The organism is Thermanaerothrix solaris (assembly GCF_032334255.1).
GTDB classification, from domain to species: domain Bacteria; phylum Chloroflexota; class Anaerolineae; order Anaerolineales; family Anaerolineaceae; genus Thermanaerothrix; species Thermanaerothrix solaris.
On the sequence record NZ_JAUHMF010000001.1, the window covers coordinates 620,179 to 632,484 of the forward strand.

A 12,306-nucleotide genomic window follows, 5' to 3' on the forward strand; every position below is an offset into this window, starting at 1 on the left:
TATGAATAAGGTGTCGCTTTCCGCTCAACACTTGGTCAAACACTATGGGGGTGTTGTTGCCCTCGCCGACGGCAATCTTGAAGTAAACCCTGGCGAGGTGATGACCCTGGTAGGGGCCAATGGGAGTGGGAAGAGCACCCTGGGAAAGATCGTAACCGGAGTAGTCGCCCCTGATGGGGGGCGGCTACTCCTCAACGATCGTGAGGTGGTCTTCCGCACCCCCCATGCCGCGCGCGAATTGGGCATTGTGGCTGTTTATCAAGAACTCTCACTGGTTCCGCGCATGACCATTGCCGAAAACATCTGGCTAGGGCATGAATGGGAACGAGCCGGCGGCATTTTGCGCGACGCCGAAATGCGCCAGCGCACACGAGAACTCCTGGCGCTCTTCGAGGGCACCACCCATAACCACCTGGATCCTGATTTGCCAATTTCCGCCCTCTCTCCAGGAGAAAAACAAATTGTCGAAATTCTGAAAGCCCTCTCCTGGCAACCCTCAGTGCTTTTTCTAGACGAAGCGACAGCCTCGCTCGATTCGCGCCAGGTTAATCGCCTGTTTGATCTCATCCAGGATTGGAAACGCCAGGGTATGGCAATTGTCTTTATCTCCCATCGTTTGGATGAGATTTACCGCATTGCAGATCGAGTAACTGTTCTCCGTAACGGACGCACGGTCGCTGCTGCACCAATTTCCGACCTCAGCAAACAAGAGCTGATCAATCTAATGATTGAAGGGGGGGTAGCCACTCGCACAAACGGCAAACGCTCCGAATCATACGCAGCAGGAGAGGAGGTCTTACGCGTCGAGTCCCTCTCCACCACAACCTTACGCGCGATCAACCTGGTGCTTCGGCGCGGCGAACTGGTGGGTTTGGGAGGATTGCAAGGCCAGGGACAAACGGAGCTTTTACTCGCTCTCTTTGGTGCCATACCTTATACAGGACAAATCTATCTCTATGGTCGTCCGGCGACCCTGCGCCGTCCCCAAGATGCCATGCGTCACCAAATTGCCTATGTTCCTGGGGAACGCAACACGGCCGGCTTACTCCCCATTCAGTCTATATTGGACAACCTGCTTTTGCCTTCCTGGAAATACTATGGATTCCCTCTCCGCATTCGGCAAGCCCAAGCTGATGCCATGGCCGTTGCCGGTGGAGGATTAAAGTTAGTCATGGCCGGTTTAGATCAACCGGTCAACACACTCAGTGGCGGTAACGCCCAGAAAGTGGTACTTGGAAAATGGCTCCTGCGCCGTCCTCAGATTCTCCTGCTTGATGACCCCACGAAGGGGGTTGACGTCGGCACGAAGGGCGAATTTTATAAGATTCTCTCCGACTTGCGCGCTGAAGGAACGGCGATCCTCTTTTATAGTACCGATGATGAAGAGTTATTGGGGTTGTGTGACCGAGTGTTAGTCTTGCATGACGGCAAGATCACTGCCGAGTTGTCAGGTGAGCGACTGGTGCATTCAGAACTTGTGGCTGCCGCTATGGGCAGCAGCACCTAGGAGTTGGTCATGAAAGCAGCATTGAACTTTGGACTGCTTCGCCGCTTAGGGCGCCAGTATTTCCTTTTTTCGCTCCTCTTGCTAATCGTAGGCGTTGTTATTAACGCCAGTTTACAGGCGAACTTTTTCAAACCGATTGCCCTGGTAGGGCTTTTGCGGACCTACCTTCCCCTGGTTTTGCTGGCAGCAGGGCAAACTATCGTTATCATTGGTGGAGGGATTGATCTCTCAGTGGGTTCCGTCGTCTCCATGGTTAACGTCATCTTAGTCACCCGCATGGGGGCAGAGGCGACCCAATCCCAGGTCCTGATGGCCGTATCCCTGGGTTTACTGGCTGGCATTCTAGCGGGAGCACTAAATGGCGCCTGCATCGCCTTTTTACGCTTTCAACCCTTGGTGACCACCTTCGCTACATCCTCGATATTTGCCGGCATTGCTGTGTGGATCCTACCGCGACCTGGTGGCAGTGTACCCGAATCTTTTATGCAACCTTACCGCAGTTCACCCTTAGGGATCACATTTCCCCTCTGGGTCATCCTGGGTGTGGCTTTAATTTGGTGGTATCTACGTTCGACCCGCTTTGGGCGTTACTTATATGCCACCGGAGGTGATGCTTATTCCGCTTACATGAGCGCCGTCCCGGTTGAATGGATCCGCTTCTTTTCTTATGTTGCCTCCGGACTGATGGCAGCCCTCAGCGGGTTGTTGCTCACCATGTCCATTGGCACCGGTTCCGCCCTCATTGGGTTAGATATGACGATGCCTTCCATTGTGTCGGTTGTCTTGGGCGGCACCGCCCTCAGCGGCGGAGGCGGGGGTGTTATCGGCACCATCCTCGGGGTGTTCATCTTAGCCATCATTCGTAACATCATTTCGTTTGCCAACGTGCCTTCCTGGTGGCAAACGCTGGTAAATGGTCTGGCTGTGATGCTTATCTTAGCCGGACCGGGTATATGGGCGCTTATCCGTGGGAGGCGTGACTCATGAAACGACGCATCAGTCCTACCCTCATCGCGCTTGCCCTGGCCATCGTGCTATTTTTCCTGGGTGGTCTGATTCAACCCGGTTTTACCTCGTTTGAATTGGCCATGAACATCCTTCGTCTAGCCGCTTTCCTGGGTATTGTCGCCGCAGGTCAAACCCTGGTCATCATCAGTGGGAGCGAAGGGATTGATCTTTCAGTAGGTGCCATGGTCACCCTTGGTGCCATCATATCCTACGGGCTAATCAGCAAGCGTGACGACCGCATCTGGATCGGCTTTTTGGCTTCACTGGGTGCGGGAGTGATCATTGGTACACTAAACGGCATTGGGGTGGCTTATTTACGCATTCCGCCCCTGGTCATGACCTTGGGTATGGCCACGGTGATCCAGGGGTTAATCTTCGCGGTAACCCAAGGCAGTCTGGAGGGCGGTTCCGCACCCCTGCTATCTAAGATCACAACTGAACCCCTCCTTTTTGGTATTCCCGGCATTCTCTATATCTGGGCTGCATTTGCCGGCCTAATGTGGCTGCTGTTACAGCGTACTCGATATGGTAAGAACCTCTTTGCCATCGGCACCAACCGCGTTACGGCACGCCTTTCGGGGGTGAATGTCAAAGCCACGGTTGTTACTACCTACATGCTTTGTAGCACTTTAGCCTCGTTTGGCGGTTTTATATTCCTTGGCTACTATGAGCGGGTTTTTCTCAACCTGGGCAACCCCTATACTCTTCCCTCAATTGCGGCAGTCGTCATGGGCGGGACCGTCCTTTCTGGCGGCGTGGGAAGTTACTGGGGGACCATGGCGGGCTCCATTGTCTTAACCTTGATTACCAGCCTACTCACTACCTTAAGAATGGAAGAACATCTCCGCCAAATCGTCTACGGGTTGATTTTGCTTGTCCTGCTAGCCGCCTATGGTCGCCAGCGCGCATTACGACAATAAATCCTGGAGAGGTCTTTATGGCTTACCCTATTTTGAACAGTCAGACGATAACCTACGAGCAACTCGCGAAAACCATTGATCATTCGCTACTACGGCCGGAACTTACCCGCACTGAGGTGATTCAAGGCTGTGAACTGGCCGCACGTTATCATGTCGCTTCAGTTTGTGTGAAACCCTGCCATGTCCGGCTAGCCAGTGAGATTTTGAAGGGCAGTGACGTTGTTGTGGGCACAGTCGTAGGATTTCCCCATGGTTCCTCAACTACTGCGATTAAAGTCGCCGAAGCCCTCCAGGCACTTGAAGACGGGGCCGTAGAATTGGACATGGTTATCAATATCGGGGAGTTACGTTCTGGTAACGACGACTTCGTGCGTGAGGATATACGCGCTGTTGTTGCTGCAGCCAAAGGTAACATCGTTAAAGTGATTCTCGAAAATGCTTATCTGACCAAGGAACAAATTGTGCGCGGTTGCCAGTTGGTCGAGCAAGCCGGCGCACATTTTGTAAAAACCTCCACTGGTTTTGCGCCCAGCGGAGCCTCAGTGGAGGATGTGCGTCTAATGCGCGCCTCGGTTAGCCCGCGCGTTCAGGTGAAAGCCGCCGGTGGTATCCGAACCCTAGAAGCCATCCTTGAAATTATTGATGCCGGCGCGACCCGCGTTGGGGCAACTGCCACTGCCGCCATATTGGACGCTTTCCGTGCGCGCTCGAGTACAAGTCAGTAGGGGCAAATTTTTTCACTCGGAGGGAATAACCATGAGCAAGATGGCACAGATCAAAGTTGGGGTTGCCGGTGCTGGTTTTATCGGCCCCGCCCATATTGAAGCACTTAGGCGCATCAATATTCCAGTTTTAGGATTGGTTACCGGCTCTCGCGAAGAAACCCAGCAAAAAGCCGCTGCGTTAGGAATACCTAAAGCCTACGATTCCTTTGACGACATGATCGCCGATTCTGAAATCACGGCTGTTCACCTGGCTACCCCTAACTACCTGCACTATCCCCAAGCCAAAGCCGCTCTTTTAGCCGGCAAACACGTCATTTGTGACAAACCCCTAGCGATGAATAGCCGTGAGTCGGCTGAACTGGTGCAACTTGCCCGCGATAAGGGTCTGGTCAACGCCATCTGCTTTAATCTCCGCTTCTATCCCCTTATGCATCATGCACGGTCGGTAATTCAGCAAGGGGCATTGGGTGATCTTTTCATTCTGCAAGGTTCCTACCTCCAAGACTGGTTGCTCTATCCTACCGATTGGAATTGGCGTCTTGAACCAGAATTAGGTGGGACGTTACGGGCAGTGGCCGACATTGGCTCGCATTGGTTGGATCTTATGACATTCTTGACCGGCCTTAAAGTTAAAGCGGTGTTTGCGGATTTCAAAACTTTTATACCAGTGCGTAAGAAACCCTCCAAACCCGTCGAGACATACACGGGTAAACTTCTGACCCCTGAAGATTATATTGACCAGCCGATTTACACCGAAGATTATGCCTCGATCCTTCTTCACTATGAAAATGATGTGCGTGGGGTTGTGACAGTCGCCCAGGTATGTGCTGGTCGGAAGAACCGTCTCTATTTTGAGATTGACGGCTCAAAGGCAGCCATGGCGTTTGACTCAGAGCGTCCCAATGAACTCTGGTTAGGATATCGCGACAAACCCAATGAGTTATTGCTGAAAGATCCTTCACTGCTCTCCCCTGAAGCCCGTGCCATTACATCCTACCCGGGTGGGCACAACGAGGGCTTTCCGGACATCTTCAAGCAACTTTTCAAGAAAATCTACGCTTATATTGAACGCGGAGATTACACTGCCCCTACCGACTTCCCTACGTTCCTGGACGGGCATCACGAAATGCTAATCGCCGAAGCGATTGAACGCAGCGCCAAAGAAGGCCGTTGGGTTGAGGTGCAATACGATCTCTAATCTGAACAGGAGGTTACCATGAAACTCGGATTGTTCAGCGCCGCTTTTCCCCAGTGGAGTTTAGAGCAATTCCTGGCCTGGTCGGCAGAAAACGGTTTTGAAATGGTGGAAATCGCCTGCTGGCCGCCCGGCAAAGCCGAACGTCGTTATGCAGGGGTAACTCATATTGATGTAACCAACCTAACCCCTACCGGGGCTAAAGAGATTCAAGCCATGCTTAAACACTACGGATTGCAGATCTCCTCTCTGGGATATTATCCAAATCCGCTTCATCCCGATCCAGATCATCGCCAAACGGTGATCGAGCATCTTAAGAAGGTAATTCTTGCTGCAGAAATGCTTGAAGTCCCCATTGTGGGCACCTTTATTGGCAAGGATAAAAACAAGACCGTCCCCCAGAATTTAGAAGAATATGCCAAAGTGTGGCCGCCGATCGTCAAGTTCGCCCGAGAACATGGGATCAAGATCGCTATTGAGAACTGCCCAATGATCTTCACGTATGATGAGTGGCCGGGCGGAAACAATCTCGCCAGCACCCCCGCGATTTGGCGCAAGATGTGGGAGATCATCCCAGATGAAAACTTCGGCTTAAATCTCGATCCCTCCCACCTCATCTTACAAATGATTGACTATGTACGGGTAGTCCATGAGTTCAAAGATCGCATTTTCCATGTCCACGCCAAGGATCTGATGATTGACCGTGAAGGTCTCTATAATCATGGCGTGCTCTCGCAGGGCATGGGCTGGCAAGTTCCGCGTCTACCCGGTTTTGGCGAGGTAGACTGGGGCAAATTTATCGGTGCGCTCTACCGCGTCGGCTATGACTATGTGCTGAGCATTGAACACGAAGATCGCGCCTTTGAGGGCACTGAGGATCTGGTAAAACGCGGTTTTCTGATCGCCCGCGATGTGCTCCGGCCTTACGTTCATTAACGAAATCTCGGGAGGGGTTTAAAATAAATAACCCCTCCCCAAAATTTTCTCCCCTAACCCAGGTGACTATGAAGGAATGGTACATTGGATGTGATCTAGGTGGCACAAATTTACGCGCAGCGCTGGTTAATGTTACCAATGGTTCGGTTCGTCATGCCATCTCAACGCCCACCCTCTCCCGCGAGGGGCCCAACGCCGTCATTCAACGCATGATAGACCTGTTTCATCGCATCATTAAAGAAAGCGGCATTTCCCTAGATGATATCGGTGGAATTGGCATTGGAGTACCGGGCACGGTGGATATGGAACGCGGGATCGTCCTATTCCTGCCCAACCTTCCCACAACCTGGCCTAATATTCCGCTTGCCGAATATATTCAAAAGGGAACGACGCTTCCTACGGTCATTCTTAACGATGTGCGTGCCATCACCTTTGGGGAATGGCGTTTTGGAGCGGGTCAGGGCGTGGATACCATGGCCTGCTTTGCCATTGGCACCGGGATCGGTGGCGGCCTGGTCATTAATCGTCAACTGCATCTCGGCTTCGGAGGGACTGCTGGAGAATTGGGACACATCACGGTAGACGTCAACGGCCCTCGCTGCGGATGCGGTAACTATGGCTGCGTGGAGGTGTTTGCCTCAGGTCCTGCCATTGCCGCTATGGGCATGAAGGCAGTGGTACAGGGATGGACCACTCAAATCGGCTCCCTGGTGGATTATGATCTGAATCGCATTACTCCTGAGATCATCGCTCGCGCTGCCCGCAACGGCGATGCCGTCGCTCGCGAGATTTTTGAAATTGCCGGAGGGTATATCGGCACCGCCGTGGCTAATGTCGTGGTCGCCATCAACCCTCAACGGGTCGTCATCGCTGGTGGCGTTGCCCAAGCCGGGGATTTGCTTCTTGATCCCATCCGGCGCACGTTACACAAACGAGTCTTTGTTGCCCCCAAGGAACGCGTCGAAATTGTCCCCAGCGTTCTTGGTAACAACGCCGGGGTCATTGGGGCAGCCCTGTGGGCTTATCATAATCACGAAAATTCATGAATCACCCGCACATAGCGGACGGTTGAAGATTAATTCGGAGCGCTTTGTCCGAACATTCGGATTTAAAGACAAAAAACGACTTATAATAATCCTGCACGAATCCCACCCCGAGATGAAGGTGATGTCCTCTTCAAAAACGTTCAATCTAGCGCTTGATATCCATCCCACTGACCCTCATAACCCCCTACCCTTGTATTATCAAGTTTATGCTGACCTCAAGCGGCTGATCCGCAGCGGCATTTTACGACCGGGCGACTTAATTCCCCCGGAATTAACCCTGTGTGACCTCTATCATGTAGGGCGTCAGACGGTACGCAGTGCTATCCTCCGTCTTGTAGATGAAGGTTGGCTGGAGCGTCATCGTGGCATCGGAACCTATGTTCTGGCACCTCAAAACAGCGCTCAGCGCTTCTTCCTGGATCGTTCCTTCTCTCAGCAGGTAGAAGAGATGGGTAAACACCCTCATTCTATTGTACTGAAACAAACGCTGGGCGTGATCGATTCAACCGCCCCTGAACCCCTGCAACCCCTACAAGGGGCGCCATGTTTGTACCTGAACCGATTGCGCCTGGGGGATTCTGAACCTTTGGGCATTCAATATGCCACCATCATAACCGCACACTGCCCTGGGCTTGAGACCTTTGATTTCAATACCAATTCCCTCTATGCAATTCTTTCGCGAGAATACCACTTGATTATCGCTCGCATTACCCACACATTCAGTGCTGCTTCAGCCTCTCCTCACCAAGCCGAACTACTACAAACTATGCCCGGAGCACCTCTGCTATTGGTCAAAACCACGGCCTTTCTCGAAAATGGCGAACCCATTGAACACACCCTGAGTTATTACCGTTCAGATCTTTTTGAGTTCACGGTCGTCCATACGCTCTGAACTCACAGCATTTTTTCCGGGGAGGTATCTAAAATGAGCCCCAGCTTTGCTGCGGTTGATTATCTCGAAAAGGCTGCTGCCATTCTAACCCGCATCCGCCAAACGCAATTGGAAGTTATCGAAAAAGCCGCCAATTTATGCGCGGATACTATTGCCAATGGGGGATTGGTGCATCTTTTCGGCACCGGTCATTCCCGAATGATGGTGGAGGAAATGTTTCCCCGCCACGGTAGTTTTCCGGGTTTTCACCCTATCGTAGAACTCTCACTGACCTACCACAATCCTGTTGTGGGCGCTAATGGACAGCGGCAGGCCATGTTTTTAGAACATGTGGAAGGCTTGGGACGAGTTATTATGCGTAATTTTGTTTTTGCCCCACCCGATGTCTTCATGATCTTTTCTAACAGTGGAGTCAATGAGGTGGTGGTGGAAGTTGGGTTGGAAGCAAAACGTCAAGGCATGCCTTTAATTGCCGTGGTATCGGTCGAGCATTGCCAAGCCGTGCGCGCGCTACATTCTTCAGGGCAAAAATTGATTGATATCGCCGATATTGTTATTGATAATTGCACCCCTGCCGGAGATGCCATGGTTTGGATCGAGGGACTAGAGGATCCAGTCGGTCCCGGTTCAACGATTGGGGGAGCAGCCGTTGTTAACGCGCTTAAGTGCGCCATCGCCGAACGCCTAACCCAATTGGGTAAGCCGCCCCTGGTGCTAACCAGTAGTTACTTCCTGGGTGAAGAACGCTCACGCCAACGGTTCGAAGATTGTTATGATGATTATCGTGCACGCGTGCAGCGCGTATACGGGCGCTGTGGAGGTGACAAGTGAGTAGAAATTGGCTAGAGGGAAAAATAGCCATCATCACTGGCGCCGCCAGTGGCATCGGACGAGCGACATCCTTGATTTTTGCTCAACATGGTGCTCAGGTTGTTGGCCTGGACATTAATCCCGAAGCCGAAATGCAATGGCTGCGTGATATTCAGGCTGCCGGCAGTCAGGGTATGTTCATCCCCACCGATATGACTTCCTCCCCATCGCTGGAACGTGCGCTTCAGATGATCCAGGATCACTACGACCACCTTGACATCTGGGTAAACGTAGCAGGAGGAAGTGGACGCAAGCATGGAGATGGCCCAATTGCCGAATGTACAGATGAGGGCTGGGATTTCACCCTGGATCTCAATCTTCGCAGCACGTTTCTGGGATCACGTGCCGCCATCCGCTGGATGCTTCCTCGCAAGCAGGGAGTATTGATTAACATTGCTTCTGTTCTGGGTTTGGTGGGTGGCGATGAGGACTTTGCAACTCATGCCTATGCAGCCAGTAAAGGGGGCGTTATCGCCCTGACTCGTGCCATTGCTGCGTATTACGCACCACACCATATTCGCGCCAATGTTATCTGCCCAGGTTTAATTGCCACTCCAATGAGCCGTCGCGCTCAGGACGATCCCAGAATCCGTGAACGCCTTGCCACTCTCCAACCCCTGACAGGGGATTTTGGGCGTCCCGAAGATGTGGCACATGCCGCGCTCTTCCTTGCTTCGGATAAGGCAGCGTTTATTACCGGAGCCGTTCTGACTGTTGATGGTGGCTGGACTGTACTGTGAAGATAAGGAGAGATTGCCATGGATATGGTGCGACGCTCATCCTATAAAGAGCTAGAGACAGATGTGCTTGTCATCGGTGGTGGCTCTGCTGGGGTCACTGCAGCCATCGCCGCGGCTCGGGAGGGCGTAAACACCTTGCTTGTTGAGCGCTATGGTTTTTTGGGTGGCACCAGCACTCAGGTATTGGATACATTTTATGGTTTCTTCACCCCTGGGAGTCACCCCCGTAAAGTCATCGGCGGAATCCCGGATGAGGTCATCACCAACCTTAAGAGATACGATGCCATGCTCATTCGTCCTAATACCTACGGGGCGGGTAATGGCATCACCTATAATCCCGATATTTTGAAAATTGTTTGGGAAAGTTTAGCAATGCAAGCCGGGGTACAAATTCTTTTCCATGCCCTGGCAGTAGATGTTGAAACAGATCAAGGACGCATAACCTCTGTTTTCCTTGCCACCAAGAGCGGTTTTCTCCGTGTTCGGCCACGGGTTGTCATTGATGCTTCTGGTGATGCCGATATCGCCGCGCTGGCTGGAGTGCCCTATGAAAGCGCTGCCAATGGCCCTGTCCAAGCATTGACAACCACATTTCGTTTACTCAATGTAGATACTCAGCGTGCCTTGCAAATTAGCAAAAATGAATTGCATGAACGCATGGCTCAAGCTATCGTTGAAGGCGGCTACAACTTACCTCGCAAGGAAGGCAGTATCCATATCACACCTTTACCGGGCACCATGGCCACAAATATGACTCGTGTGGTGAATATTGATCCCACCGACATCGAACAACTGAGTTGGGCAGAAATTGAAGGTCGCCGTCAGGCGCTGGAATATTTTCGTTTTCTAAAAGAACGCATCCCGGGTTATGAGAATGCGCATCTGGCTGGCTTGAGCGTGCAAATCGGTGTACGTGAGAGTCGGCGGATTTATGGTCAATATCGCCTCACGCGCGAGGACGTCCTTGCCGCGCGCAAATTCGACGATGCCATTGCCCAATGCGGCGCACCCATCGAAGAACATCACTCAGGAGCTGACACTCGCTGGGAGTATCTTCCTGAAGGTGAAACCTATCATATTCCATATCGCTGTTTGATCCCCCTTCATTGTGATGGTTTGTTGGTTGCCGGTCGCTGTCTCTCCGCGGATCACGATGCCCACGCCTCCGTGCGTAGTATGGGGCAGTGTATGGCTATGGGGCAGGCAGCTGGCATAGCCGCCGCCTGGGCAATTCATCATCACACTACCCCGAGTGAGGTTTCCATACCCTCACTTCAAAATCGCCTCCGCCAAATCGGCGCCATTCTAGATTAATCAGGATGCTTGACGATGAACCACCGTGAACGTGTCTTAGCCGCTTTACACCATACCGAGCCCGACCGCGTGCCCATGGCATTGTGGGGCAGTGCCTACGGGGTCACTGATGGCTTGTATTTTAAACTCGTTGAATATCTCAACCTCAATCACCCTCTTCCTCCCTTCCGCCGCAGATTGGGGCATACCGTAAATTACTATGATGATCGCATCCTTGAAGCCCTAGATATAGATGTGCGTCACGTGTGGTGTGGGTTTACCGATCTTGGTGGACCGCAACAGGGTGGAGGTGCGGATGCCTGGGGGGTTACATATACCCAAAGCGGGCCCTATCTCACCGCCACTACCCACCCGCTAGCCAATGCCACTCTGGAAGTCTTGGAGGATTATCCCTGGCCACAGGTGGATCGCTTCCTCCGTCTTGAAGAACTGATAGAACGGGCACAACACCTGCGCGAACGCACGGATTACGCAGTTGTAGGGCGTGCTCCCGACTCTTATGGGCTTTTCGAACGCTGTTGTACTCTGCGCGGAACCGAGCAGTTTCTGGTTGATCTGGTCGAAAACCCCACCTTTGCCGAGACCTTGATCTATCATGTTGCCCAAGTTTTAGAACAACTTCTCATCCGTTATCTAGAGGCCGCCGGAAAATGGCTGGACATCCTAGAACTACCCGGAGATGACTACGCGGGAGAAACGCCTATTATCTCCCCACGCATGTTTAACCATTTCTTTGCCCCAGTCTGGAAACGTCTCATTGGTATCATCCGCGACCTGTCCCCGCATATCAAAATTCTCTTCCACTCGGACGGCAATATGGCTCCTTTTCTGGGACGGTTAGCCGACCTGGGCATAGATGCCTTCCATAGTGTTGAACCCTTATCTAACGTAGATTGGGCCGCGCTTAAGGCGCAATATGGGGAAAGGTTGACTTTTTGGGGCGGTATTGATATCAAGAAAGCCTTACAGGGTTCACCCGAACACGTGATTGAAGAGGTCAAGACGCGCTTGCATCTTTTGGCAAGAGGGGGAGGATATATCCTGGCTCCCAGTAATCATCTTCAGCCCGATATTCCCCCTCAAAACGTAGTGACCCTTTTCAAAGCCGCACGGGAATTCGGACGCTATCCCATATTAATCTAAAGAAAGGCAG

At 52.3% G+C, this 12,306-nt stretch carries 12 protein-coding genes; all 12 read left to right on the top strand.

What is annotated here, in order from left to right:
- Window position 1 precedes the first annotated feature (1 nt).
- The 12 genes from QYE77_RS02795 to QYE77_RS02850 all read left to right on the top strand — a co-directional run bounded on the left by QYE77_RS02795 (window position 2) and on the right by QYE77_RS02850 (window position 12,296).
- Window positions 2-1,507, top strand: a complete 1,506-nt coding sequence (locus QYE77_RS02795) for a sugar ABC transporter ATP-binding protein (protein WP_315623830.1) — start codon at window positions 2-4, stop codon at window positions 1,505-1,507.
- A 9-nt stretch (window positions 1,508-1,516) separates the two neighbouring features.
- Window positions 1,517-2,494 carry an ABC transporter permease gene (locus tag QYE77_RS02800; protein WP_315623831.1) on the top strand — a complete coding sequence of 326 codons (978 nt, stop codon included), beginning with the start codon at window positions 1,517-1,519 and terminating at the stop codon, window positions 2,492-2,494.
- On the top strand, window positions 2,491-3,435 hold the full coding sequence (locus tag QYE77_RS02805) for an ABC transporter permease (RefSeq protein ID WP_315623832.1): 945 nt from the start codon (window positions 2,491-2,493) through the stop codon (window positions 3,433-3,435). Before QYE77_RS02800 ends, QYE77_RS02805 begins: the two co-directional genes overlap by 4 nt.
- Window positions 3,436-3,452: 17 nt before the next feature.
- Window positions 3,453-4,160, top strand: coding sequence for a deoxyribose-phosphate aldolase (gene deoC, locus QYE77_RS02810; RefSeq protein ID WP_315623833.1), 708 nt, complete (start codon window positions 3,453-3,455; stop codon window positions 4,158-4,160).
- A 40-nt stretch (window positions 4,161-4,200) separates the two neighbouring features.
- Window positions 4,201-5,358 carry a Gfo/Idh/MocA family protein gene (locus QYE77_RS02815; protein WP_399389881.1) on the top strand — a complete coding sequence of 386 codons (1,158 nt, stop codon included), beginning with the start codon at window positions 4,201-4,203 and terminating at the stop codon, window positions 5,356-5,358.
- Window positions 5,359-5,376: 18 nt separating this feature from the next.
- A complete protein-coding gene (locus tag QYE77_RS02820; protein WP_315623835.1) occupies window positions 5,377-6,291 on the top strand; it encodes a sugar phosphate isomerase/epimerase family protein in 915 nt (304 codons plus the stop codon).
- A gap of 68 nt (window positions 6,292-6,359) precedes the next feature.
- Complete coding sequence (locus QYE77_RS02825) at window positions 6,360-7,337, top strand: ROK family protein (RefSeq protein ID WP_315623836.1); 978 nt, start codon at window positions 6,360-6,362, stop codon at window positions 7,335-7,337.
- Window positions 7,338-7,458: 121 nt separating this feature from the next.
- Window positions 7,459-8,229 (top strand): GntR family transcriptional regulator, encoded by a 771-nt coding sequence (locus QYE77_RS02830; protein ID WP_315623837.1) that lies wholly within the window; start codon window positions 7,459-7,461, stop codon window positions 8,227-8,229.
- Window positions 8,230-8,262: 33 nt separating this feature from the next.
- Window positions 8,263-9,060 (top strand): SIS domain-containing protein, encoded by a 798-nt coding sequence (locus QYE77_RS02835; RefSeq protein WP_315623838.1) that lies wholly within the window; start codon window positions 8,263-8,265, stop codon window positions 9,058-9,060.
- On the top strand, window positions 9,057-9,839 hold the full coding sequence (locus tag QYE77_RS02840) for an SDR family NAD(P)-dependent oxidoreductase (protein ID WP_315623839.1): 783 nt from the start codon (window positions 9,057-9,059) through the stop codon (window positions 9,837-9,839). Before QYE77_RS02835 ends, QYE77_RS02840 begins: the two co-directional genes overlap by 4 nt.
- Window positions 9,840-9,857: 18 nt before the next feature.
- A complete protein-coding gene (locus QYE77_RS02845; protein ID WP_315623840.1) occupies window positions 9,858-11,153 on the top strand; it encodes an FAD-dependent oxidoreductase in 1,296 nt (431 codons plus the stop codon).
- A gap of 15 nt (window positions 11,154-11,168) precedes the next feature.
- Window positions 11,169-12,296: a uroporphyrinogen decarboxylase family protein gene (locus tag QYE77_RS02850; RefSeq protein WP_315623841.1), complete on the top strand. Its 1,128-nt coding sequence runs from the start codon at window positions 11,169-11,171 to the stop codon at window positions 12,294-12,296.
- Window positions 12,297-12,306 lie beyond the last annotated feature (10 nt).